Raw genomic sequence first — 23,754 nt, forward strand, 5'->3', positions numbered from 1 at the left:
TCGCCCTCGACTGGCAATCTTCCGCCACACCGCGTGGACCTCGTCGGTGCCGGTGGGCGTGAGCCGTCGTCGCCGGGCCGTGTCAGTCGGCGGGCAGCGTCGGCTGGATGCGGCGCAGGAACGTCGCGTTGTCGGGGGTGTCCCGCATGCGCTCCAGCAGGGTTTCCAGGCCGGCCTGGCCGTCGCGGGTCTGCAGGGCGCGACGCAGGCCGTGCACGGCGGTCAACTCGGCCGGAGGCAGCAGGAGTTCCTCGCGGCGGGTGCCGGAGGGGTTGATGTCGACGGCCGGGAAGACGCGGCGGGCGGCAAGGTCGCGGCTGAGGCGGAGCTCCATGTTGCCGGTGCTCTTGAGCTCCTCGAAGAAGTAGTCGTCGGCGCGGGAGCCGGTCTCGACCAGCGCGGTGGCGAGGATCGTGAGTGAGCCGCCCTCTTCGGCCAGCCGGGCTGCGCCGAAGAACCGCTTGGGTCCGAGCAGCGCGGTCGCGTCGACGCCGCCGCTGAGTGTGCGGCCACCGGCGGCGGCCGCGTTGTTGTGCGCCCGGCACAGCCGGGTCAGTGAGTCGAGCAGGATGACGACGTCCTCGCCGGCTTCGACGAGCCGCTTGGCCCGCTCGACGACGAGTTCGGCCAGGGCGATGTGCTGTTTGGCCGGTCGGTCGAAGGTCGAGGCGTACACCTCGCCGCGCACGGAGCGCCGCATGTCGGTGACTTCCTCGGGGCGTTCGTCGAGCAGCACCACCATCAGGCGGCACTCGGGGTGGTTGCCGGCGACGGCGGCCGCGATCTGCTGAAGCAGCACGGTCTTGCCGGTTTTGGGCGGGGCAACGAGCAGTCCGCGCTGCCCCTTGCCGACGGGGGTGATCAGGTCGGCGACGCGCCCGGTCAGGCCGGCCGCGGGGTGTTCCAGGCGGAGCCGGTCGCGGGGGTGCAGGGGTGTGAGGTCGCGGAAGTGACGGCGGCCGCGGAGTTCGTCGGGCGCGCGCCCGTCGACCCGTACGACCTCGGTCAGGGCGCGCCGGCCGTCGCGTACGCCTTCGACGAAGTCGCCCTTGCGCAGGCCGTGACGGCGGATCAGCGCGGGCGACACCGAGACGTCGGACGGCGAGGCCAGCAGGCCGGCGGCGCGCAGGTGCCCCTTTCCGCCCGCATCGATGTCGAGGACACCGGTGGCTACCTGGGTCGTGGGCTCCTGTTTGGCAGGGGGGTGTTCGAGAGTGGTGGTCATGGGGGTCGGTCCTTTCGAGGACGGATGGCATGAGACATGCGGAAGGAAGGGGTGGGAGGCCGCGGAACGGAGGCGGACAAAGCGCCTTCGGCGGCGGGAACAGCACCTCGGAGACGGCACAGCCGTGCCGGTCGCGAGGCGGTGCTGGAAAGCCGGTGCGCCGACCGTGGACGGTGGGCGATACGGCGAACTGAAGAGGAACTGGCACCGGCGCCCTCAAGGGGGGGCGTACACAAGTGCTGACTGGACGTTACCACAGCATGCGCGGCGCCAAACCACTCTTCTGCAGAGGCCAACGCGGTGATGGCCTCGCTTATTCCGCGCATCCGGCGGAACTCGACGAGATGCAGTCGGCCGCCGTCCGGCGCAGGCGGGAAGAACTCCGGATCGGTCACAGTTGGCGTGGGACGAGTGTCCGACGATGAGAAGGGCAAGTCATGCGCGCACTGATCGTGGACCCCGAGGCACCCGGACGGCTGCGCCTGGGGGAGGCCCCGGACCCGCGACCTGCACCGGGCCAGGTCCTCGTCGAGGTCCGGCACACCTCGCTGAACGCGGCCGAGCTGTGGTTCGCGCAGCAGGCGGCGCCGGGCGAGGTGATCGGCTTCGATGCGGCCGGCGTCGTTGTGGGCGCCGCGGCGGACGGCACCGGGCCGGCGCCCGGCAGCCGGGTCGTGGGATTCGCGGAGGGCGGCGGATTCGGGGCGCTGCGGGCGATGGACGTGGCCGATGTCGCCGTCGTTCCGGACGGCGTCGACCTCGGCGAGGCCGCCGCGCTGCCGGTTGCCGCGGGCACCGCGCTGCGGGCGTTCGACCAGGCGGGGGCGCTGCTGGGCCGCCGGGTACTGGTGACCGGGGCCTCCGGCGGGGTGGGCGGGTTCGCGGTCCAGCTCGCGAGGCTGGGCGGGGCGCAGGTCATCGCGGTGGCCGGTTCCGAGGACGGGCGGCGGTGGGTTGCCGAACTCGGGGCGGACGAGGTGGTGGGCGCGGCCGGTGAGGCGACCGGGCCGGTCGACGTGGTCATCGACACCGTAGGCGGTGACCAACTGTCCGCCGGTTACAGCCTGTTGGCGTCCGGCGGCAGCGTACAGAGCATTGGCTGGGCCTCCGGGCGGGAGGCCGTGCTGCCTGTCGGGTCGACGCTCGGCAGCCCGGTGCCCAAGGCGATCGTGTCGGTCTACAACGGCGGCGGACTCACCGACCGGCAGGCGCAGTTGGGGCGGCTGCTGACCCTGGTCGCCGCCGGGAAGCTGCGCGTGCCGGTCGGCTGGCGCGGCCCCTGGGGCAAGATCGCGGATGCCGTGGAGGCACTCGGCAGCCGCAGTCTGCGCGGGAAGGCGATCCTCGACATCGAGTAATCGCGTTCATGGGGCCGGTGCTGCTACTCGGCATCGGCTTCATCTGCGTCGTCTCCTCGCTGACCTCCGCGGCCGTGAACGTCGTACCGATCACGAGAAGAGGCCGGGTCACGGGCCCCGGCCTCTTCTCGTGAACAGGACTTGCCGGTCAGGCGTTGGGGTCGAACGGGATCCCGGCAGGCATGGAATGGGTCAGGGCGTAGGAGAAATCACCGTCCTTGATCTTGATCGTGGCGGCTCCGAAGTCGGCGCTCAGGAGCTTGTCGCGGAAGCCGGTCGGGTAGCCGTTCCAGCCGACCAGACGGGGGTAGAACCAGCCGTGGGTGGCGTTCTCCGGCGGCTCGTCGTTGGTGTTGGCGAAGCGGAAGCAGTGCGTCGAGACGCCGTCCTTGTGGTAGACGATCTTCGGGTGGGTGCCGTCGAAGCGAACGGACGAGCGGGCGGCGACCTGATAACCGCTGTGCTGCGACACCGACACGTACTGGACCTCGTTGTTGCTGATCCACACCACGACGTGCTCCCAGTCGTGCCGGTGCCCGATGGCCGCCGGTCCCAGGGTGGCCTGGTCCTTCTCGAAGTAACTGGCGTACATCACTGCGCACCAGCCGTTGTTGCACTTCTCGCGTGAGTAGGTGTTGGCGTTGGCCAGCTGCGCCATGTCGTGGCAGTGGCCGTTGACGTCACCGCCCAGCCTCAGGCCGGGGTTGATGGTGCCGTCGGCGCCGATGGCGGCCGTGGCGTAACACCCGTCGCCGTCGTAGTCGTAGGCCGGGGAGAAGGTCTGCTCCAGGCCGTCGGCGTTCTGCGGCAGCAGTTGCAGGACGTTCGCGTGGGCACTCGCCGGGATCGCCACGACGAGTGTCAGCGCGCCGAGAGCGCCGACGACGGCCTTCGTGAGGTTCTTGGGGGAGGGCAACTTGCCCATGACAGCTCCTGGTTGGACGGTTTCGCGTCAGCAGTAGAGGTTGTTGCCGGGGGCGACGCCGAGGACGGCGGTGATGCGTTGATAGGCGTCGACGCGGCTTTGGACCTGGGCGGGGTTCCTGCCGTCACATTCCAGTGAGCCGTTGATGGAGCGGATGGTCTGGCCGAAGCCGGCGCTGTCGACCATGGCGTTGTGGGGGGTCATGGTGCCGGGGCCGGACTGGGTGTTCCAGTACCACAGGCCGGTCTTCCAGGCCACGGAGGCGTTCTGCTCCACCTGCCAGGGGTTGCCCAGGAGGTCGATGCCCAACGCGTCGCCGGCGGCCTTGTAGTTGAAGTTCCAGGACAGCTGGAGGGGGCCGCGGCCGTAGTAGGCGGCCTGGCCGGCCGGGCAGCCGTAGGGCCGGCTCCAGTCGCAGTAGGTGGGGTAGTTGGCGGTGTTCTGCTCGACGACGTAGACCAGACCGCCGGTCTCGTGGCTGACGTTGGCCAGGAAGGCGGCGGCCTCCTGCTTCTTGACGGTGTCGCTGCCGGTGGTGGCGAAGCCTGGGTAGGCGGCCAGCGCGGCGGTCAGTCCGCTGTAGGTGTAGAACGAATTCCGGTTCGGGAATATCTGGTTGAACTGCGACTCACTCACCACGAAGCCTGACGGATTGCCTCCGCCACCGCCGCTTCCGGGAGCGTTCCACTTCTGGTTCGCCCCGCCCGAGCAGGTCCAGATCTGCAGACGAGTGCCGTTGGCGCTGTTGTTGTCCCGCACGTCCAGGCACTTGTTCGCAGCCGGGTTCACGATGTCGTGCGCGCCGGTGACCACCCACTGCTGGTTGGCGCCGCCCGAGCAGTCCCAGAGCTGGACGGCGGCCCCGTCGGCGGTGCTCCGGTCGACCACGTCGAGGCACTTGCCGAGCGCCCGCAGGGTGCCGTCGCCCGGGTCGGACCAGAGTTGGGCGTTGGTGCCGTTGCAGTCGTAGAGCTGGACGGCAGTTCCGTTGGCGCTGTTGGCTCCGGCCACGTCGACGCACTTTCCAGCGAGGCCCGTGATTTGGCCGTCCGCCGCTGAGGCGGGCGTGACGTTCAGCAAGGCGGTGAGGAGGGCGGCGAGCACGGCTGCAAGCGTGAGGCGCTGGAAGGTGGCTCGTCTGTGACGGAACCAACGGGGGTGGGGGGTGGCCATGGTGGACCTCGCTCCTTGGCAAGTGCTGCGGAAGGGGAGAGTGATGCGAGCTGGTCCAGACCATGGCAGGGTCGATGGGATCCGTCAATACTTAAGGAAAGAGGTGAAGTTGATGGCTGAAACCCTGGGTCTCATCGTGAGACTGGCTATCGTGAGGACATGAAACGGACGTCGTTCTCGAACTGGCCGTGCTCCATAGCCAGAACCATGGACCTGGTGGGTGATGCGTGGACACCCCTCGTGCTGCGCGAGGCCTTCTACGGGATCCACCGTTTCGACGAGTTCCAGAAGGAGCTGGGCGTCGCCCGCAATACGCTGGCCGACCGGCTGCGCCTCCTCGTGGACGAAGGTCTGCTCGACAAGCGGCCCTACCAGGACGAACCCCTGCGCCACGACTACGTGTTGACCGAAAAAGGACGGGACTTCTTCGGTGTGCTCGCCGCGATGTCCCGGTGGGGCGACCGCTGGCTGGCAAATGAGGCGGGCGCCCCGGTCGTCTTCCACCACGACGCGTGCGGCCACGACACCGAGGCCGAGGTGGTCTGCGCCGAGTGCCGGGAGCCCCTGCGGGCCGAGGACACCTCCATGCGGATGGGCCCCGGCTATCCCGAGCGACTGCGGCAACGGCCCGACATCCAGCGCCGGTTCGGCGTGGCCTGACGGCGCCGGCAGTGCCGACGGAACTCCCCGGTGACTCTTGACAGCCAAAGTTCTATAAAGCAACTCTGGTGGTCAGGCCCTTATCGTCGAGGAGGCTGACCGGTGTGAAGTGGACCGGCGCGCACTACACGGACAAACCCACCGTCGAGGTCCGGACCTGGATCGGCGCCCCGCCGGAGCGGGTGTGGGCGCTGGTCACCGACATCGGGCTGATGCCGAGCCTGAGCGACGAACTCCAGTCGGTCGAATGGCTCGACGGCGCCACCGGGCCGGCGGTCGGCGCCCGGTTCCTCGGCCGTAGCAAGCACCCGGCGTTCGGCGACTGGTCCACCACCTCGTACGTCATCGAGTACGAGCCGGAGCGCCTCTTCGCCTGGGCCGTGCAGGATCCCGCGGAGCCCTCCGCGATCTGGCGCTTCCGGCTGCACGCGGGAGGCGGCGGCACCGAGCTCTCGCAGTGGATGCAGCTGGGACCCGGCCGCTCCGGTCTGTCCGTGGCGATCGACCGGATGCCGGAGAAGGAACAGAAGATCGTGTTCGTGCGGATGCGGGAGTTCGAGCACAACATGACCGTCACCCTCGAGCACATCAAGAAGCTGGCGGAGGCCCACTGATGCGCACCGCGACCACGATCGAGGCCTCCGCCGGTGAACACTGGTCGGAGCAGGCCGACTTCGTCGTCGAGGCCGAGAAGCTCGGCCTCGACATCTGCTGGGTGGCCGAGGCGTGGGGCTCGGACGCGCCATCCGCCCTCGGGTACTACGCCGCCCGCACCGACCGGATGCTGCTGGGATCCGGCGTCATACAGGTGGGCACCCGCACCCCGGTGGCCGTCGCGCAGACCGCGATCACACTGTCCAACCTCTCCGGCGGACGGTTCCTGCTGGGCCTCGGGGCATCCGGCCCGCAGGTGATGGAAGGGCTGCACGGGGTCCCCTTCGCCCGGCCGCTGTCCCGTGTGCGGGAGACCGTGGAGATCGTGCGCCGGGTGCTCGACGGCAGCAAACTCTCCTATTCCGGAAGGGAGTTCACCATCCCGCGGCCCGGCGGTGACGCCGTCCCCATGCGCCTGTCGACGCGGGCCGAACACGACATCCCCCTCTACCTCGCCGCCCTGTCGCCGGCCATGCTGCGACTGACCGGCGAAATCGCCGACGGCTGGCTCGGCACCAGCTTCGTGCCCGAGGGTGCGGCGGGGGCCTACTTCGCACACCTCGACGAAGGACTGGCCCTCGGCGGCCGCAGCCGCAGAGACCTGGACGTCTGCCAGGGCGCCGAGGTCGCCTTCGCCTCCGACGAGGAGGCACTGGGCGCGATGGTGGCGGGCCGCAAGAAGGAACTGGCCTTCAGCCTCGGCGGCATGGGCTCGGCGTCGACCAACTTCTACAACCATGCCTACAGCCGCCAGGGCTGGGCGGAGGTGGCCGCCGAAGTGCGCGAGCGGTGGCAGGCGGGCGACCGGGACGGTGCGGCCGGCCTGGTCAGCGACGAGATGGTGCTCGGTACGACACTGATCGGCACCGAGTCCATGGTCCGCGCACGGCTGCGGGTGTGGCGGGAGGCGGGCGTGAACACCGTTCGTCTCTATCCCGCCGGGCAGACCCTGGACGACCGGCTCGCCACCCTGGGCCGGGCCATCGAACTCGTGCGGGAGGTCGACGGCCCTGAGTGAGCCCGTCCAGGGACGGTTCACCCGGGCTGTCGATTGCGGCGGCCCCCGTTCGTCGGTGGGGTGTAGGAAGCTCGTGACGACCGGGAGGACCCATGAAGTACATGCTGCTCGTCTGCGGCGACGACACCGCCGACGCCTCGGGCATGGCACCCGTCGAACCCTGGGTGGAAGAGCTCGGCGACCGCAGCGTCCGGCTGCACGGCCACCGGCTGGCACTGCCCTCCGAGGCGGTCACCGTGCGGGTGCGCGGCGGTGAGGTGCTGCGCACCGACGGGCCGTTCGCGGAGACCAAGGAGTACGTCGCCGGATTCGACGTCCTCGAGTGCGACAGCCTGGAGGAGGCCGTCGAGGCCGCCGCCAAGCACCCGGTGGCCACCATCGGGGCCATGGAGGTACGCCCCTTCTGGCCGATGTGGGACGAGGAGGACGAGGAAACGTCGGTCCGTCGGCTCGACGCCGAGCTGACCGAGGCGGCCCGCGAGCGCGACGTGGAGCGGATGCTGGCCTGCTACGCACCGGACGTCGAGATCTTCCACCTCGCCGACGGCGGACAGCGGCAGGGCCTCGACGCCTTCCGCAAGGCGGTGGAGGACGAGTTCGCCACCGTCACCGGGCCCGTGACCCGCGAGGTCCTGGAGCTGCGGATCCACGTCGACGAGAGCATCGCGTTCGCCCACGCTTTCGTGCGGACACGAGCCACCCGCACGGACGGCACCCACCTGGACGACGTGCTGCGCGTGACCACCGGCTACCGCAACGCAGGCCTGCGCTGGCTGATCACCCACGAGCACGTCTCGCCCGCCCCGGACGCCCACCCGGCAAAGGACCGGCCGTGAAGTACGTGCTGTTCGTCTGCGCCCCCGCGGACGAGGAGGAGCCCGCCCCCACACGGGTCACTGCCCGCCTTCGTCCGCCCGCCGATGCCACCACCGTGCGCGCCGCGGGTGACGAAGTCCTTCTTGGCGACGGGCCGTTCGCCCGCACCGAGGAGTACATCGCGGGCGTGGACCTCGTGGAGGCCGACGACCTCGACGAGGCCATCGCCCTCGCCGCCAAGCACTCCGCCGCCCTCGGCGGCGGCACCGTCGAGGTGAGGCCGGTCCGGGAATGAACGTGCCCGATGTCGAGGAGGCCGTCGCCGCCGCCTTCCACGAGGAGTGGGGCCAGGTCGTCGCCACCCTGATCCGGGTGACCGGCGACTGGGACCTCGCCGAGGAATGCGCGCAGGACGCCTTCGCGCAGGCCCTGGACCGGTGGCGGCGCGACGGAGTGCCGCGCCGGCCCGGCGCCTGGCTGACCACGACCGCCCGCCACCGCGCCCTCGACGTGCTGCGCCGGGAGGCGGTGGGGGCGGCGAAACTGCGGGAGGCGGCAGTGCTGGCGCGCGACGAGGGACCGTACGACCCGGACTACGACGGGGACGACAGCGGCGTCCAGGACGACCGGCTGCGGCTGATCTTCACCTGCTGCCATCCCGCGCTGCCCATAGAGGCGCGGGTCGCCCTGACCCTGCGCACCCTCGCGGGACTGACCACACCGGAGATCGCCCGCGCCTTCCTGGTCCCCGAGGCGACGATGGCGCAGCGCCTGGTGCGCGCCAAGAAGAAGATCCGCAACGCCGGCATCCCCTACCGGGTGCCGCCCGCGCACCTCCTGCCCGAACGCACCACGGGCGTGCTCGGTGTGCTCTACCTGCTGTTCAACGAGGGGTACGCGGCCACGACCGGCGGCGATCTCGTGCGTACGGACCTGTGCGCGGAGGCGATCCGCCTCGCGCGTGTGCTGGCCCGCCTGATGCCCGACGAGCCCGAGACGCTGGGCCTGCTCGCCCTCCTGCTGCTGCACGACGCCCGCCGGCACACGCGCGTGGACGCTGCCCGGGAACTGGTGACCCTGGAGGACCAGGACCGCAGCGCCTGGGACCGCGCCGAGATCGACGAGGGCGCCACCCTGCTGGAGACGGCACTGCGCCGCGGCCGCCCCGGCCCGTACCAGATCCAGGCGGCCATCGCCGCCTGCCACACCACCGCCGCCACGGCCGAAGACACCGACTGGGCCGATATCGCCGGACTGTACGGCGAGTTGGCCCGCTTCGTGCCCTCCGCCGTGGTTCGCCTCAACCGGGCCGTGGCCGTCGGTATGTCCGAGGGCCCCGACGCCGGCCTCGCCCTGGTCGCCGAACTGGAAGACGAAGGCGACCTGGACGGCTACCACCTGCTGCCCGCCACCCGCGCCGACCTGCTGCGCCGCAGCGGACGTAGGACGGAGGCCGCCGAGGCGTACCAGCGGGCGCTGGAGCTCGTGGAGAACGACGCCGAGCGGAGGTTTCTGGAGAAGCGGCTCGCGGAGTGTCGATCCGCGTAGGAGCCGTTCGTCGGTGGGGTGAAACAGCCGAACGAGACCGGAGGTCCCGATGACCACGCACGCCCCCCGCCCCAGCAGGCTTCGCCGGCTCCTCGCCTCGCTGCGGCAGGCACGCCCGACCACCGGCACCCCCGACGTCTGGCTGGCGGGCCTCCGGCTGGGAGGCTGACCGTGATCGCCGACAACGCCCGCCGCTGGTACGCGCTCGTCCTGCTCTGCGTCGCCGGGTTCATGGTGATCCTCGACGCGCAGATCGTCCTGCTCGCGCTGCCGTCGATCACCCGCGGCCTCGGCCTGTCCGCGGACGGCGCCCAGTGGGTGATGAGCGCCTATCTGCTCAGCTTCGGCGGCCTGCTGCTCCTCGGCGGTCGCACCGCCGACCTGCTGGGCCGCCGTCGCGTGTTCATGACCGGAACGCTCCTGTTCGGGCTGTCGTCGCTGCTGTGCGGGTGCGCCTGGAGTGCCGGAGTGCTGATTGCGGCACGCGCCGTCCAGGGCGTGTCGGCCGCCGTAATGGCGCCCAGCGCCCTCTCCCTCCTGGTGAACACCTTCGAGGAGGGCCACGAACGCAACAAGGCCCTCGCCGTCTGGTCCGGCAGCGGCGGCTTCGGCGCCACCGCTGCCCTGCTGATCGGCGGACCCCTCACCGACGCCCTGGGCTGGGAATGGGTCTTCTTCCTCAACGTCCCCGTCGCGCTGCTCCTGCTGGCCCTGACTCCCCTTCTGCTGCGCGAAAGCCGCACCGGGACACGCTCCCGCGCCTACGACCCGGCCGGCGCACTCACCGCCACCGCCGCGCTCGTCGCCTGCGTGTACGCCGTCGTCGAGGCGCCCCGCGCCGGATGGCTGTCGGCGCGCACGACGGGCCTGCTGGCCGCGGCCGTGCTGCTCGCCGCGCTCTTCATCCGTATCGAGGCCCGCTCCACGGCACCCCTCGTCCCCCTGCGCCTGCTGCGTGCGCGTCCGGTCAGCGGCGGCAACCTGGTCGTCTTCATGCTCGGCGCCGCCGCCTTCGGGATGTCGTACACGCTGTCCCAATACGGGCAGGACGTCCTCGGCTATTCGCCGCTGAAGTTCGGTCTCGCCAACGTGGTGATGCCGGCCGGCGCCGTCGTCGGCTCCTACGTCGGGCAGGCCCTGGTCACCCGCATCGGCGCCCGACCGGTCGCCGTCGGCGGACTCGCCCTGGTCGGCGCGGGCAGCCTGCTGCTGGCCGAAGTCCCGGTGGACGGGGCCTTCTTCCGTGATCTCCTGCCCGGCCTGCTGCTCTTCGGGCCGGGCCTCGGCGCCTGCGCGGTGGCCGGTTCCATCGCCGCCCTGACCGGTGTGGGGGAGCGGGAGTCCGGGGTGGCCTCCGGCATCAACACGGCGGCCTTCCAGATCGGCGGCGCGTTCGGGGTCGCCGTCGTCACCTCTGTCGCCCTCTCCCACAGCGTTGGCCCGGAACGGCTCGCTGCCCTGACCGAGGGCTACCGGTCCGCGTTCACGGCATGTGCCGCTCTTGCGGCGGCGGGGCTGGCGTGCGCGCTGGTGCTGCTGCGCACGCCGCTCGGGCAGCAGACGCAGCCCGCGCCGACCGCCGGGGCCACGAGGGGCCGAGTGCGGTCGTGATCACCGCGCCTCGCCGCGGAACCTTCGCACCGCTGCGAGGCGTTGTCGTGTCGGGATGTGGGCCAGGCACTGGTGGCCTGCCGACAAGGAAGCTCACCTCGCGCCCACGCGCTACACCGACTGGCTGTCCTGACGTCACCGACTCCCGCCGTTTCTCGTCCCCGCCCGGCGGTCTTTTCATTGCGCCCACCAGCGGCGGCTCACAGCGGGCGGGGATGGTGCCGGGTCCCGCGCTGCGCGCCCTCATTGGGGCCCTCATGACAACGGGTCGCCTTGCGTGACGGTCGTGCTGTGGACGTGGACGGTCACCGCAACCTCGTATCTGACCGCGCTCACCCTCGCCTCCGACGTCGCCGTGAGGGCACCGCGCGGCAAGTCAGTGACGATGAGTGTCGACGGCACCGTGACGGCCATCACCGCCAGGAAGTCGTACACGGGTGCAATCACACTGACCGTCGCCTGACCTGGACGGACGGACAGACGGCCGGCCGGGACCAGGTCGACTCGGGCGCCCGCAGTTCCGGTCGACCCGCGGTGCTTGCCGCGGTGGATTTGCGGCTATATCTCCGGTGCGGGACTCGATCCGAGGAAGGCGGGCAGCATGGATCGCACAGATCCCTTCACCGGCGATGTCGTGGTCAAGGCGACGGTGGCCGGAAAGCTTTGGGAGCTCCAGCAGGAGTTCTGCTACAAGAACCCGGAGCATCTCGGGGGTTCGACCGAGCCCATTGCGGTCCGCATCCCGCTCAACACGGACTTCGCGTCGGTGCCGCGTCCGTTCGTCTGGCTGTTCCCGCGCTACGGCGTGTACACCCGGTCGGCCATCCTGCACGACTATCTGTGCGGGCAGCACTCGATGCAGCGGGCCGAGGCCGACAGGGTCTTCCGTGACTCGATGAAGGAACTCGACGTGGCGCTGGCCCGCCGCTGGGTGATGTGGGCCGGCGTCCGGGCGGGTGGCATGTGGGATGTCCTGCGGCAAGGCGGAATGTGGCGGGCGGTCCGCTCGCCCGTGGTCCTGAAGAGAGCCGCGGGATGGCTCCTGGTCGCCGTACCGGCCGGAGTGTTCCTGGCCGTCCCGGCCGTCGTGATCAGTGTCTGGCTCGTCCTGTTCTGGCTGATCGAGAAGTTCCTCTACCTGCTGCTGAAGGCCTTCAGGAAGGAACCGAACCACCCCAAGCTGCTCTTCAAGACGAGCTGAGCCGTCAGGACCTCGCCTGCGCCTCCTTCTCGATCCGGTCGAACTGTGCACCCATCGCCGCCGCCAGCGCCTGCGCAGCGGACAACGGGCGCACCATGACGGTCAGTTCGTCGATCAGGCCCTCCTCGTCGACATGGATGAAGTCGCAGCCGCTCAGCTCGCGGTCGCCCACCCGTGCCGCGAACACCAGCGCGTGATCGCGGCCGTCGGCCCCGGCGAGCTCGCGTTCGTAGCGGAAGTCCTCGAAGACCTGCGAGACCGCGCGCAGGATCGCCGCGGTGATCGCCCTGCCCGGGTAGGGCTTGAACACCACCGGGCTGGTGAAGACGACGTCCTCCGCCAGCAGCGCCTCGACGGCGGCCATGTCGCCGGCCTCGACCGCCTCGCGGAACGCACGCATCCGAACACCTCATAGTGAATTAGTTGAGTAGGTGCCGATGAGAATAATCAGCTGTGGAGGTCGTGTCCAGCGTCCGTTCCCCTAAGCTGACGCTTGATGTTCAGCCCCGAAGGTCCCAGTCTGCGCGAGCTCGCCGTCCAGGCGCTCTCGTCCGTCGAGCACGGCTACGACCTGCTCGCCCCGAAGTTCGACCACACCCCCTTCCGGACCCCCGACACGGTGCTCGACGCCGTCGCCTCGGCGCTGGCGCGGACGGGGCCCTACGATGCGGGGCTCGACCTGTGCTGCGGCACCGGCGCGGGAGTCGACGTGCTGGCGCGAGTGTGCCGGCGGAGCGTCACGGGGGTCGACTTCAGTGCGGGCATGCTCGGCATGGCCCGACAGGGCGTACGGCCGGCCGGGCCGACCGTCTCCTGGGTGCGGGGGGACGCCCGCGCGCTCCCGTTCGCTCCCGGCGCCTTCGACCTGGTGGTGAGCTTCGGGGCGTTCGGGCACTTCCTGCCCAAGGAACTGCCGGAGCTGTTCGCCCAGGTCCAATCCGTGCTGCGGCCCGGCGGCACCTTCGCCTTCCCCGTCCTGGCCCCGCCGCGGCCCACCTCCCCGGGGTTCTGGTTGCTGCTCGGCTTCGACGCGGTCATGCGGGTGCGCAACGCCCTGTGGCGGCCGCCGTTCGTCATGTACTACCGGGCCTTCCGGCTCGGGGACGTGCGACGGGAGCTGGAGTGGGCCGGGTTCCGGGTGTGCCTTCAGGAGCTGCCGGAGTTCGGGCGGCGCGGCGACGGAAGCCCGCGCGTGCGGATGGTCACGGCCGTACGGTCCTGACCGAGGCGAGGAGAGCGGTCACAGGCCGGAGACGTCGGCCACGCCGCCCAGCGCCAGTGCGATTGCCGCGTCCGGCCCCAACTCCCGCCCTTCACGCACCGCTTCGGTGAACCGGGCGTCCCCCAGCGAGGCGCGCAGCCGGCGCTCGTACTCGCGGTGGAAGACCGTGCGGTCGGGCCTGCCGAGCTGCGGCAGGCCGGCCGCGTGCCACAGGCGCCGGCTGATGCCCGGGAGGCGGGCGGCGAGCTCCTCCTCGCCCCGCGAGGCCTGCGCGACCACCAGCAGGTCGGCGACCGCCGCGGCGCCGATCCGGTCGTGCACCCGCCACTTGGCGGTCAGTGCCTCGCGCGCCGAGAGCACCGCCTCGTCCGGGTGGCCGAGACCGACCCCGGCGAGCGAGACGAAGAAGTCGCCCCAGGCCCGCATCCACAGCTCCGCGCGCTTGGCGCACTCGGCACGCAGCCGTTCCGCCACGGCCGCGCACCGCTCGAAAGCGGCCTGGCCGGCAAGGAATTCAAGACACTGCACGACAGCGAGCTGCTGCTCGACCCCGTCTTCTCCTCGCTGCCGGTCCTCGGCATCTGCCAGTACGACCGCCGGATCTTCGACGAGACGGAACTCGCCCCGCTCGCCGGGCTGCACCACGGCCGGGTCGGCGCCGACGACGTGTGGCGCGACGACCTCCTCGCCATCACCCGCACTTTCGCACCACACGGCCTCGCCCTTGCCGGAGAGGTCGACGACACCAACGTCACGGCCGTCGCCCGCGCCCTGCGCGCCGAGACGGCCCGCGCCCGGGCACGCGCCGCGGACGGCGCCCGTATCCATCTCGACCTGCGCGAGCTGCGTTTCATCGACGTCGGCGCGCTGCGCCTGCTGGTGTTCACGGCGCTCGGCCTGTACGCGGCGGGCGGCACCCTCGGACTGTCCGGCGTCGCCCCGCACGTCCAGCGGGTGATGCGGGTGACCGGCTGGGACCGGGTCCCGGGCCTGCACATCGAACCGGAAGGACAGGAAGGAGAAGGACAGTGACGCCCCGGCCCGCCTGGCCGCAGACGGCATCCCCTTCGCCCGCGGCCGTACCGCCGCCGTCCGCCGCGCCCTCGCCGCGTACGCCCCCCGCCTGGGGCTGACCGAGCAGCGGACGTACGACCTGGTGACGGCGGTCCGGCTCTTTGCCGCCCGAGCCGGCCGCCGCCGACCTCGACTCCTCGGGCTCCGTCGTACGGCTGTACTTCCGGCGCCCGGGGCGCGGTCATCCCGCGGCGGGCAGCGTGAACTCGTAGACCAGGGCGTCCGGTTGGGCGTCCACGACCAGGTCGGTGATCTCCAACGGGCGCGCGTACTGGTCGTGCACGCGCCGCCTGACCCGCACCGACGGCGTGTCCGCGAGCGGGGTGATGGAGTCCCGGTGGTGCAGGGTCAGGCCCGCCCTGCGCATCCAGTCGTAGGCGCGGCGCAGCTGGGCGGAGGCGGCGCCGTCGGCGCGGTCGCGGTAGCGGGCCAGCTCCTCGACCTCGGAGAGGGCCACGGCGGAGAACGAGGTCACGGCCGTGCGGCGCCCGCGGCCGTCGGCGCCGGCCGACTCGTAGCGGTGCACGAGCGTCTGCCGGTGCGGGGCGAGCCCCAGGGCCTCGGCATGCTCGGGCGGGGGAGTCTCCCAGGTGACCGTGGCCCGGTCGACGGCGTATGCGTCCGCGACCCGGGCGCCGACCGGGAAGGTCAGCGAGGACGTCGTCTCCACCGGCAGGCCGGGCAGCGTGGCGTGGCTGCCCCGCCGGTCGGTGGCGACCAGACCGTCCCGGCGCAGCACCTCCAGTGCCTGCCGGACGGTCTCCCTGCTGACACCGAAGTGCCCGGCCAGCTGCCGTTCGCCCGGCAGCCGTTCACCGGGCGGGACGGTGCCGTCGCGCAGCTCGCCGAGCAACTGTGTCGCGACGCGCCAGTACAGCGGATCCCCTCCGTGTTCGCCTTCGGGCAGGGGAAGGTCGTGCGGGGTGGTGCGGGCCATGCCGCGCCTCCTGTTGGTGACGGAACGTAGCCGTGCGGGCTCATTGCGCCACCAGATCTAGCATTGGTCTAAACCACCAGGGAAGACCGACCCGGTGGTTCGGCCGAAACCGGTCCGCGCCGAGCGCCGCTCACAGCGCCTGGTACACGGCCTCGATCAGGGCCATCTTTCGCGGGTCGTCCGCGATTTGAGGCCCCATCCGGTTCATCACATACCCCACCGACACACCCGCCTCAGGGTCGGCGAGCCCGCAGGAGCCGCCGAAGCCGTCGTGTCCGAAAGCCCGCGGGTTGGGTCCGTACGATCCGTTCGGCCCGCTCAGCCACAGGCCCAGCCCGATCTCCGTCTCGTGCGCGAGCCCGGCGCCGAGCACCAGGTCCCGGCAGCTGCCCTGCCCCTCACGCACCCGCTCGGCGGCCTCGGGGGACAGGATGCGACGGCCGTCGTAGGTCCCCCTGCCCGCGAAGATCCCGTAGAGCGCGGCGACCGCCCGTGCGGTGCCGTGGCCGTTCGCGGCCGGGATCTCGGCGGCCCGCCACTCCGGAGTGTTGGCCTCGCTCGCGCCCACCAGCGGATTGGCCAGCGCGGCGAGCGCCTCCGGTCCCAACTGGCTGAAGATCGCGGCCTGTTCGCTGCTGGACGCGGCCGGCGGATGCACCAGCTTGGCCGCCCGCCCTGCCTCCTTCTCCGGCAGTCCGACGGTGAAGTCGATCCCCAGCGGCCCGGTCACCTCCCGCTCCAGAAAGGCACCCGGCAGCAGCCCCGAGACGCGTCGCACCACCTCACCCACGAGGAAGCCGTAGGTGAACGCGTGGTACCCGGACCGCGTCCCCGGCTCCCACCAGGGCTCCGTCGCCGCGAGCCGCTGCGTGGTCGACTCCCAGTCGTAGAGCTGCTCCAGCGAGTGCGGCTCCCGCAGCCCGGACAGTCCCGCCCGGTGCGACAGCAGGTGCCGTACGAGGACCTTGTCCTTGCCGGCCGCGGCGAACTCGGGCCAGTAGGCGGCCACCGGCGCGTCGAAGTCCAGCAGCCCCCGGTCGGCGAGGATGTGCGCGCACAGCGCGACCGGACCCTTGGTCGTCGACCACACATTGACCAGCGTGTCGCGCTCCCAGGGCCGGGTGCGCGCCGCGTCGGCCCACCCGCCCCACAGATCCACGACGGTCGTGCCGCCGACGGTGACGGCGACCGCGGCGCCGAGCTCCGTCCGGTCGCGGAAGTTCTCCTCCAGTGCTGTCCGCACCGCGGCGAACCGCTCGTCGCAGTAACCGTGCACCTCGGGCTCGTGCTCCGCCATGGGCCCCTCCGTCGTCCGCCGGGAACCCGGGCCGCGACGCTGCGGCCCGGGCAACCTGAACGTACCGACTGGTCGGACTGGAGGGAAGGTCAGAGGAGGAACAGCTTCCCGGCGGGCTCCTGGTGACCGTCGGTCGTATGCCAGTAGTCCCGCGTCTCGACGGCCAGGCCCGCCCCGTCGAACCGCACGAACACGCAGCCTGCGAGGGCCGAGGCTACGCCGCCCTCCTCGGCCAGGACACGGAACTCGGCCACCGCCACCCCGTCCTGGCCGACGACCGGCGGCGAGAACCGCACGTCCGTCACCCGCTCCTGGGCGAACGACCATCGCAGATACCCGGCCAGCTCGCCCCGCCCCCGGTGCGGCTCGCGGAACGGCATCGAGCGGTGGACGCACTCCTCGGCATACAGCTCCAGCAGCGCGTCCACGTCGTGCGCGGCCCATGCCCGCTCCCAGACTCGCACGAAGCGTTCGGCGGCCTCACGCGTGTCCATGCCGATCTCTCCTCACACGTACGACCGCAGCCACTTCAGCTTGGCCGCCTCCTGGAAAGGCCCGCCGCCCTCGTGGTCGTTGAAGTCGTACACCTCGATCGTCTTGTCGTCGTGCGCCCAGGCGTTGAACGCGGCGAAGACGGTGGACGGCGGGCAGGTCTGGTCCTCCAGGGCCGCCGAGAACAGGGCGGCGGCGCGGCCGCGGGAGGCGAAGTGGACGCCGTCGAAGTAGGACAGGGTGCGCAGGGCGTCCTCGGTGCGGCCGCGATGGGTCTTGAGGAACAGGCCGATCTCACGGTACGGGTGCCGGTCCGTCACCGTCGCGGCGCGGGGGTAGTCGCACAGGAACGGCACGTCCGGGGCGATCGCGGTCAGGTCCGGGACCAGACCGCCCACCGCGATGGTGATGCCGCCGCCCTGACTTCCGCCGAGGGCGACCGTGCGGGCCGCGTCGGTCAGGGGGTGCGAGCGGGCCGCCTCGACGGCACGCACCGCGTCCGTGAACACCCGCCGGTAGTAGTAGTTCTCGGGCGCGTCGATGCCGCGGGTCATGAAGCCGGGGTAGGCGGGCGCACCGCCCACCGGGTCCGCGGTGGCGCCGCCCCCGCCCCAGCCGCTGCCCTGTCCGCGCGTGTCCATCACGAAGTGCGCCCGGCCCGTGGATGCCCACAGCAGGTGCTCGTGCGGCAGGCCGCGCCCGCCGCCGTATCCGATGAACTCCACGACCAGCGGTATCGGCTCCTCGGCCGCGGCGGGCAGCGTCAGCCAGCCCTTCACCGGGTGCCCGCCGAACCCCGCGAACGTCACGTCGTACACGTCGACCGTCGTCAGACCCGTGTCGACCGGTTCGAAACGGGCGTCCAGGTCGTGCTCGCGGGCCTCCTGCAGGGTCTTGGACCAGAAGGCGTCGAAGTCCTCGGGCTCGACGGAGGCGCTGCGGTACTCGCGGAGCTCGTCGAGGGGGAGGTCGAACAGGGCCATGTAGGACCGCCTTTGCGAAGAGACAGTTACCAAGGGGCAGTGCGGTGATCACACCGTACGTGGGTGGTCGGACGACTCGCCAGGTCTTTCCGGCCGTACCCGTCTACGATGGGCGCCATGACGACAGCCGTGGATCTGCTGGTCAAGGACGCCGGTCTGCTGGTCGTCGACGGGGACGGCGAGATCCCCGGCGGCTGGGTGGCCGTCACCAGTGGTCGGGTCACCGCGGTGGGCACTGCCGGGACCGAGCCCGAGGCCCGTACGACCGTCTCCGCGGCCGGACGACTGGTCACCCCAGGCCTGATCAACACGCACCACCACATCTACCAGAACCTCACCCGCTCCTACGCGCCCGCCGTGAGCGGCACCCTCTTCGACTGGCTGACCACCCTCTACCCGCTGTGGTCCGCCCTCGACGAAGAGGCCGCCTACGTTTCGGCGTACGTCGGCATGGCGGAACTGCTGATGGGCGGCTGCACCACCTCCTCCGACCACCTCTACGTCCACCCCCGCCCCCACCTCGTCGACGCCGAGATCCGCGCCGCCCGTGACATCGGCTTCCGCTTCCACGCGACCCGCGGCTCCATGACCCGCTCCGTCGAGGACGGGGGACTGCCGCCCAGGAGCGTCACCCAGACCATCGACGAGGTGCTCGCCGACAGCGAGCGGCTGATCAAGGCCCACCACGACCCGAAGCCGGGTGCACTGATCCGCGTCGCGCTCGCGCCCTGCTCACCGTTCTCGGTGACCAAGGAGGTCATGACGGCGACCGCCGAACTCGCCGAGCGCCACGACGTACGTCTGCACACCCACCTCGCCGAGGACCGTGACGAGGACACCTACTGCCTCGAGACCTACGGCTGCCGGCCCGTGGAGTACTTCGAGGACTGCGGCTGGATGAGCGACCGCACCTGGGTCGCCCACTGCATCTACCCCAACGACGACGAGCTCGCCCGGCTCGCAGCAGCGGGCGTCGGCGTCGCGCACTGCCCCAGCTCCAACATGCTCATCGGCGGCGGCACCGCGCGCGTCAAGGAGATGCGCGAACTCGGCCTGCCCGTCGGCATCGGCTGCGACGGCTCCGCCTCCACGGACCACGCCTCCCTCTGGATGGAGACGCGCGGCGCCCTGCTGCTGGGCCGCTACCGCGGCGGACCCGGCGCTATGACCGCACGCGACGCCCTCGACATCGCCACCCGCGGCTCCGCCCGCTGCCTCGGCCGCGCCGACGAGTTGGGGCACCTGCGCCCGGGCGCCTGCGCCGACCTGGTCGTCTGGGATCTCCACGAGGTCGCCCTCGCGGGGGCGCTGAGCGACCCCGTCGAGGCATGGCTGCGCTGCGGGCCGGCCCGGGCCTGGACGACCGTGGTCGGAGGCCGGGTCCTCGTCGACCGGGGCGAGCCGGTGCTGCCCGGGCTGGCGGAGGCACTGCGGGACCACGGGCGGATCGCGCGGAGGATGCAGCAGGAGGCGTAGCCCGCAAGCCCGGCTTGCTGCGACGGGGCCGGGCAAGGGGGCCGGAAACATGCGGGGCGTGGACGACTTGGAGCGCTCGGGGCCGGCCGTACACACAGCGGTGCCGGGCGACCGGCGGGCGGGGCGGCTGAGCCGCCGGCTGATCCTTCGCCCGCCGAACTGGGGCCTGTCGGCCCCGAGTTGCTGACGACGGTGCCCGCCCGGTTGGCGCGTGCCGAGGCCGGTGGGGGCTGACGCGTTCGCCCGCGATCGAGGCGGGGGCGAAGCAGGCGTGGTGCCGGCTCGCCCGATCCCCGTCCTGGCAGGATGGCGGCATGGAACGTGTGCTTGGAATCGGTGGTTACTTCCTGCGCGCCGCCGATCCGGCGGCCCTGAGCGCTTGGTATCGCGACTGCCTGGGTCTCGACGCCGACGAGAACGGTCTGTGGCGTCCGGAAGCCGGGCCGACGGTGTTCGCGGCGTTCGAGTCCGAGACCGACTACTTCGGGTCCCGCACCCAGCAGACCATGCTCAACTTCCGGGTCCGCGACCTGGATGCGATGCTCGCGCAACTGCGCGCCAAGGGAGCGGACGTGGCCGAGGAAACACAGGACATGGAGGGTGTCGGCCGATTCGGCTGGGTCACCGATCCTGAGGGCAACCGGATCGAGCTGTGGCAGCCCGAATGAGCGCGTCGTGTCCCTGAGGCCGGGTTGTGCATGAGGCCGGGACGGGGGCCGGATCTTTGTGGCTTCTGTCAGTACGACGGTCCGCCGGGGGGCCTGGAGACTGCCGGTCAGTGGCTGCGGCGTGCCCAGGGCGCGGGAGACCGGGGCCCACGGACATGACCAAGCACAGGGGAGATCAGCAACGTGAGTGTCCAGCAGTACGACAAGATCGGTGAGGCCTTCGAGGGCTTCAAGTCCCTGCCGCTGACGCAGTATGCGGAAGTACCCGGCTTCCTGGCCATGGTCGGGGACGTACACGGCAAGTCGGTCCTCGACCTGGCCTCCGGTACTGGCTTCTACAGCAGGGAGTTCAGGCGGCGCGGCGCCGAGGACGTGCTCGGAATCGACATCTCCAGTGAAATGGTCGCCGCGGCACAGGAGTTGGAAGAGCGCGATCCGCTGGGCGTGCGCTACGAGGTGGGCGATGTGACCGAACTGCGCGCCCTGGGGCGGCAGTTCGACATCGCCACAGGTGTCCAGATGCTCAACTATGCCGAGGACATCCCCGCCATGGAACGGATGTGCCGTCACGTACACCGAAGCCTCAAGCCCGGCGGCGAGTTCTTCGCGCTGATGCAGTCACCCGACTACGTCTTCGACAAGGCCACCCTGGAGAAGTACGGCTTTCTCTGCGAGCCGACCGGCGAGGAGACCGAGACCGGCCCGCGCGTCCGGGTCACGGCGCTGCTCGACCCGCCGATCGAGATCGTCTCCACCGCCCCGCGCCGCGAGGTCTATGAACAGTGTCTGCGGGCGGCCGGATTCGGCGAGCCGACCTGGGTCCCGCTGAAGGTGTCCGACGCCGGTGTACGCGCGTTCGGTGCGGACTTCTGGGCGGACTTCACCGCCAACCCCCCACTCGAGATGCTGCGCTGCCGCGCCTGACCACCGACCGGAGACCCGGTGGCCCGGCCCCTGTATGTCACCCGAAGGGGGCCGGGCCGCCGGCGGCAGCCACATCCCGACCTGCGGGTGCAGCCGGCGGCTGAACCCAAGAAGCGTGCCACTCGATGAGACGGTCGCTTCCGTCCACGGCTCCTGACATCGCCTGCCCTCAGCCGAATGGGGCCCGTGCTCCGTCGCGTCCGCCTGGCGGGGCATAGATCGCATTGCGCGTATGTCCCCGACGAGAGGCGTGTCATGAAGTTCGCAGTCATCGGCGGTACCGGGCTGATCGGGTCACAGGTCGTCAAGAACCTGAACGCCGTCGGGCACGAGGCAGTACCGCACTCGAAGTCCACCGGAGTCGACGTCATCAGCGGCCGGGGGCTGGACGAGGCCGTGGCGGGCGCCGACGTCGTGGTCAACCTGACGAATTCCCCGACCTTCGACGAAGCCTCCCCGGCCTTCTTCCAGGCCTCGATGGACAACCTGCTGGCGGCGGCCCACAAGGGCGGCGTCGGCCACTTCGTCATCCTCTCGATCGTCGGTACCGACCAGGTGCCGGAGCTGGACTACTACCGGGCCAAGGCCCTCCAGGAGAACATCCTCACCGCCGGGCCGATCTCCTACTCGATCGTCCGGGCAACGCAGTTCATGGAGTTCATGGACGCCGTCCTGTCCTGGACCGCCGACGCCGACACCGTCCGGCTGCCCGCCACGCCGATCCAGCCGATCGCCGCCAAGGACGTGGCCGCCGCGGTGGCGGAGGTCGCGGTGGGCACCCCGCTGAACGGCATCCGCAACATCGGCGGCCCCGAGATCTTCAGCCTGGACGAACTGGGCCGGATCACCCTGTCCCACAAGGGCGACAACCGCACCGTCGTCACCGACCCCACCGCAGGCATGTTCGCCGTCGTCAAGGGCGACGTCCTCACCGACAAGGAAGCTCACCTCGCGCCCACGCGCTACACCGACTGGCTCTCCGCCTGATACAGGCCATCACGCCCGACGCCGTGTCCACTCCGGCTCGGTCCGTGCCCACTCCCGCTCCCACTCGACCAGCCGGTGCCCGGTGGACACACGGCGTACGACCGTGTGCGCCAGCAGCACCCCGGCGACCGCGCCGCCCGCGGCACAGATGCCGATGGTCACGGTGTGCTGCCAGACCTGCGTCTCGCCCGGCGGCGGTTGAACGGACCTGCCCCCGGCGTCGAACCAGACGTCGACCCTGTCGCCGTGCTTGGTGTCCGCCGGGACGCGTGCGTTCGCGGTGTGTGTGCCGGTGGCGTCGGTCCAGCGGACATCCACGCGGGATGTGTCATCCCGGCCGCCCTGCACCGACGGCAGCCTCTCGGGTGTCCTGCCGACGACCTCGGCCCGCACCCGGTGACGTTCGGCGCGCTGTGCCGCCGCCACGGCCCGCGCCTCGTCATGGGCCCACCAGCCCGCGAGCGCTCCCGCCAGTGGCGCGCCCACGAACAACAGGACGGCGACGATCAGCGCCGTCCACGCCTCGACCACGTCCGACCGACGCCGCAGCGGATTGCGCCGCCAGCGCCAGCCGTGCACCCGGGTTCGCATGTCGACCTCCTCGCCGTCGCCGGAGCCGGAGGGGCCGTATCGTTTGGGTCTGTATTGTCCCTCCGCACCGCGTATGCGCGCGAGTGCCCAGGAGGATCGGGTACCCAGCACACGGGAGATCGCTCCATCCGCCCGGTCCCGGTCGAGTCGGCAACGTCGCGGGAGACAGGCAGCCCTTCGGAGCGTCAGCCGAAGCGTTCGATCCGGATCCGCTCCACGGGCTGGCCCGCCTCGACGAGCAGCCGCGAGGCGTGCTCGGCGAAGGCGTTCGAACCACACACATAGGCCTCCCACCCACCGGGTGGCTGCTCGGCCAGGAGCGGCGCCACATGTGCGGCCGCCATACGTCCCACGGGCTCGCCCGCCGGTGCGCGCCGCGTGAACACCGGCGTCGTCTCCGCGCCGAACTCCCGCGCGTAGATGAGCTCCTCGGGACTGCGCGCGGACACCAGCAGCCGCAGCGGCACATCCAGCCCGCGCGCCCGGTGGTGCCGCACCATCGACATCAGCGGTACGACCCCGGAGCCGGCCCCGACCAGCAGCGCGGGCCGGTCGCCCGGCCAGGCGAAGAAGCCGCTGAGCGGGCCGCGCACCTCGACCCGGTCGCCGGGCTCGGCCACGGTGTGGAACCAGCCCGAGACCTCGCCGCCCTCCACATGGTCCAGGGTCAGCTCGATGTGCCCGGGGTCGTCGGGCGCGGACGCGATCGAATAGTGGCGCTGGGCCACATAGCCGTCCTTTGCGGTCAGCCGCAGCATCAGGTGCTGGCCGGGCAGATGCCCCGCCCAGGCGGGCACCGCGAACCGGAAGGTGGCCGCGTGCGGGGTCTCCCGCCGGATCTCGGTGAGCGTGGCGGTCTGCCACTCGGCGGCCGCCCGGCTGCTCACGGCGATCCGGCCGGGCACGGCGAAGCG

Annotated in this window: 28 protein-coding genes; 17 read left to right on the top strand and 11 right to left on the bottom strand. The window is 71.3% G+C overall.

Annotation, left to right across the window (positions count from 1 at the left end; genetic code table 11):
* Nucleotides 1-82: 82 nt before the first annotated feature.
* A complete protein-coding gene (gene rho / locus IH68_RS0100805; protein ID WP_030926844.1) occupies nt 83-1,225 on the bottom strand; it encodes a transcription termination factor Rho in 1,143 nt (380 codons plus the stop codon).
* A 437-nt stretch (nt 1,226-1,662) separates the two neighbouring features.
* Here rho and IH68_RS0100810 point away from each other — a divergent pair, with 437 nt between their 5' ends.
* Both IH68_RS0100810 and IH68_RS59045 read left to right on the top strand, forming a co-directional pair.
* Entirely contained in the window at nt 1,663-2,583 is a 921-nt protein-coding gene (locus tag IH68_RS0100810) for a zinc-binding dehydrogenase (protein ID WP_030926846.1), read from the top strand.
* A gap of 8 nt (nt 2,584-2,591) precedes the next feature.
* Complete coding sequence (locus IH68_RS59045) at nt 2,592-2,717, top strand: hypothetical protein (protein WP_267883701.1); 126 nt, start codon at nt 2,592-2,594, stop codon at nt 2,715-2,717.
* A gap of 14 nt (nt 2,718-2,731) precedes the next feature.
* Here the strand turns inward: IH68_RS59045 and IH68_RS0100820 are convergent, their stop codons facing one another.
* Nucleotides 2,732-3,508: an NPP1 family protein gene (locus IH68_RS0100820; protein ID WP_030926847.1), complete on the bottom strand. Its 777-nt coding sequence runs from the start codon at nt 3,506-3,508 to the stop codon at nt 2,732-2,734.
* 27 nt (nt 3,509-3,535) lie between these two features.
* Nucleotides 3,536-4,681: a chitinase gene (locus IH68_RS0100825; protein WP_030926850.1), complete on the bottom strand. Its 1,146-nt coding sequence runs from the start codon at nt 4,679-4,681 to the stop codon at nt 3,536-3,538.
* Nucleotides 4,682-4,840: 159 nt separating this feature from the next.
* Between IH68_RS0100825 and IH68_RS0100830 the strand changes: the two genes are divergently transcribed.
* From IH68_RS0100830 to IH68_RS49400, 9 genes are all read left to right on the top strand, one after another.
* Entirely contained in the window at nt 4,841-5,341 is a 501-nt protein-coding gene (locus tag IH68_RS0100830; RefSeq protein ID WP_030926852.1) for a winged helix-turn-helix transcriptional regulator, read from the top strand.
* 104 nt (nt 5,342-5,445) lie between these two features.
* The gene (locus tag IH68_RS0100835; RefSeq protein WP_030926853.1) at nt 5,446-5,955 is read left to right on the top strand and encodes an SRPBCC family protein; all 510 of its coding nucleotides are present in this window, start codon (nt 5,446-5,448) and stop codon (nt 5,953-5,955) included.
* Entirely contained in the window at nt 5,955-7,013 is a 1,059-nt protein-coding gene (locus IH68_RS0100840) for an LLM class flavin-dependent oxidoreductase (protein WP_030926854.1), read from the top strand. Before IH68_RS0100835 ends, IH68_RS0100840 begins: the two co-directional genes overlap by 1 nt.
* A gap of 92 nt (nt 7,014-7,105) precedes the next feature.
* Nucleotides 7,106-7,849 (top strand): SgcJ/EcaC family oxidoreductase, encoded by a 744-nt coding sequence (locus IH68_RS0100845; protein WP_030926855.1) that lies wholly within the window; start codon nt 7,106-7,108, stop codon nt 7,847-7,849.
* Entirely contained in the window at nt 7,846-8,124 is a 279-nt protein-coding gene (locus IH68_RS0100850; RefSeq protein ID WP_030926856.1) for a YciI family protein, read from the top strand. Before IH68_RS0100845 ends, IH68_RS0100850 begins: the two co-directional genes overlap by 4 nt.
* Nucleotides 8,121-9,377 (top strand): RNA polymerase sigma factor, encoded by a 1,257-nt coding sequence (locus tag IH68_RS0100855; protein ID WP_030926857.1) that lies wholly within the window; start codon nt 8,121-8,123, stop codon nt 9,375-9,377. Before IH68_RS0100850 ends, IH68_RS0100855 begins: the two co-directional genes overlap by 4 nt.
* Nucleotides 9,378-9,548: 171 nt before the next feature.
* Nucleotides 9,549-10,988, top strand: a complete 1,440-nt coding sequence (locus IH68_RS0100865; RefSeq protein WP_037884421.1) for an MFS transporter — start codon at nt 9,549-9,551, stop codon at nt 10,986-10,988.
* Nucleotides 10,989-11,265: 277 nt separating this feature from the next.
* On the top strand, nt 11,266-11,451 hold the full coding sequence (locus tag IH68_RS0100870; protein WP_030926859.1) for a hypothetical protein: 186 nt from the start codon (nt 11,266-11,268) through the stop codon (nt 11,449-11,451).
* A 138-nt stretch (nt 11,452-11,589) separates the two neighbouring features.
* Nucleotides 11,590-12,189, top strand: coding sequence for a DUF1353 domain-containing protein (locus IH68_RS49400; RefSeq protein ID WP_051833029.1), 600 nt, complete (start codon nt 11,590-11,592; stop codon nt 12,187-12,189).
* 4 nt (nt 12,190-12,193) lie between these two features.
* Here IH68_RS49400 and IH68_RS0100880 read toward each other — a convergent pair whose 3' ends face one another.
* The gene (locus IH68_RS0100880; RefSeq protein ID WP_030926866.1) at nt 12,194-12,589 is read right to left on the bottom strand and encodes a nuclear transport factor 2 family protein; all 396 of its coding nucleotides are present in this window, start codon (nt 12,587-12,589) and stop codon (nt 12,194-12,196) included.
* Between the two features lie 96 nt (nt 12,590-12,685).
* On the opposite strand from IH68_RS0100880, the gene IH68_RS0100885 reads away from it, so the two are divergent.
* Nucleotides 12,686-13,411 (top strand): class I SAM-dependent methyltransferase, encoded by a 726-nt coding sequence (locus tag IH68_RS0100885; protein ID WP_030926868.1) that lies wholly within the window; start codon nt 12,686-12,688, stop codon nt 13,409-13,411.
* Between the two features lie 18 nt (nt 13,412-13,429).
* Here IH68_RS0100885 and IH68_RS56185 read toward each other — a convergent pair whose 3' ends face one another.
* Nucleotides 13,430-13,837, bottom strand: coding sequence for a hypothetical protein (locus tag IH68_RS56185; RefSeq protein WP_030926870.1), 408 nt, complete (start codon nt 13,835-13,837; stop codon nt 13,430-13,432).
* Between IH68_RS56185 and IH68_RS51600 the strand changes: the two genes are divergently transcribed.
* Entirely contained in the window at nt 13,784-14,443 is a 660-nt protein-coding gene (locus tag IH68_RS51600; RefSeq protein ID WP_051833032.1) for an STAS domain-containing protein, read from the top strand. The genes IH68_RS56185 and IH68_RS51600 overlap by 54 nt on opposite strands.
* A 223-nt stretch (nt 14,444-14,666) precedes the next feature.
* On the opposite strand, the gene IH68_RS0100900 is transcribed toward IH68_RS51600, so the two are convergent.
* The 4 genes from IH68_RS0100900 to IH68_RS0100915 all read right to left on the bottom strand — a co-directional run bounded on the left by IH68_RS0100900 (nt 14,667) and on the right by IH68_RS0100915 (nt 18,194).
* Nucleotides 14,667-15,422, bottom strand: a complete 756-nt coding sequence (locus tag IH68_RS0100900; RefSeq protein WP_030926873.1) for a GntR family transcriptional regulator — start codon at nt 15,420-15,422, stop codon at nt 14,667-14,669.
* 130 nt (nt 15,423-15,552) lie between these two features.
* Nucleotides 15,553-16,719 carry an EstA family serine hydrolase gene (locus IH68_RS0100905; protein ID WP_030926875.1) on the bottom strand — a complete coding sequence of 389 codons (1,167 nt, stop codon included), beginning with the start codon at nt 16,717-16,719 and terminating at the stop codon, nt 15,553-15,555.
* Between the two features lie 89 nt (nt 16,720-16,808).
* On the bottom strand, nt 16,809-17,213 hold the full coding sequence (locus IH68_RS0100910; RefSeq protein ID WP_030926878.1) for a nuclear transport factor 2 family protein: 405 nt from the start codon (nt 17,211-17,213) through the stop codon (nt 16,809-16,811).
* A 12-nt stretch (nt 17,214-17,225) separates the two neighbouring features.
* Nucleotides 17,226-18,194 carry an acetylxylan esterase gene (locus IH68_RS0100915; protein ID WP_030926880.1) on the bottom strand — a complete coding sequence of 323 codons (969 nt, stop codon included), beginning with the start codon at nt 18,192-18,194 and terminating at the stop codon, nt 17,226-17,228.
* Nucleotides 18,195-18,311: 117 nt separating this feature from the next.
* Here IH68_RS0100915 and IH68_RS0100920 point away from each other — a divergent pair, with 117 nt between their 5' ends.
* The 4 genes from IH68_RS0100920 (at nt 18,312) to IH68_RS0100935 (ending at nt 22,249) form a co-directional block, all read left to right on the top strand.
* Nucleotides 18,312-19,670, top strand: coding sequence for an 8-oxoguanine deaminase (locus IH68_RS0100920; protein ID WP_037884422.1), 1,359 nt, complete (start codon nt 18,312-18,314; stop codon nt 19,668-19,670).
* Between the two features lie 314 nt (nt 19,671-19,984).
* A complete protein-coding gene (locus tag IH68_RS0100925; RefSeq protein WP_030926885.1) occupies nt 19,985-20,338 on the top strand; it encodes a VOC family protein in 354 nt (117 codons plus the stop codon).
* Nucleotides 20,339-20,521: 183 nt separating this feature from the next.
* On the top strand, nt 20,522-21,262 hold the full coding sequence (locus IH68_RS0100930; protein WP_030926888.1) for a class I SAM-dependent methyltransferase: 741 nt from the start codon (nt 20,522-20,524) through the stop codon (nt 21,260-21,262).
* Nucleotides 21,263-21,517: 255 nt separating this feature from the next.
* A complete protein-coding gene (locus IH68_RS0100935; RefSeq protein WP_030926891.1) occupies nt 21,518-22,249 on the top strand; it encodes an SDR family oxidoreductase in 732 nt (243 codons plus the stop codon).
* Nucleotides 22,250-22,258: 9 nt separating this feature from the next.
* Here IH68_RS0100935 and IH68_RS0100940 read toward each other — a convergent pair whose 3' ends face one another.
* Together IH68_RS0100940 and IH68_RS0100945 are read right to left on the bottom strand one after the other, a co-directional pair.
* Nucleotides 22,259-22,840: a hypothetical protein gene (locus IH68_RS0100940; protein WP_030926903.1), complete on the bottom strand. Its 582-nt coding sequence runs from the start codon at nt 22,838-22,840 to the stop codon at nt 22,259-22,261.
* A gap of 185 nt (nt 22,841-23,025) precedes the next feature.
* Nucleotides 23,026-23,745, bottom strand: a complete 720-nt coding sequence (locus IH68_RS0100945) for a ferredoxin reductase (protein ID WP_078912277.1) — start codon at nt 23,743-23,745, stop codon at nt 23,026-23,028.
* Nucleotides 23,746-23,754: the final 9 nt, after the last annotated feature.

Source organism: Streptomyces sp. NRRL S-646, from assembly GCF_000720765.1.
Lineage (GTDB): Bacteria > Actinomycetota > Actinomycetes > Streptomycetales > Streptomycetaceae > Streptomyces.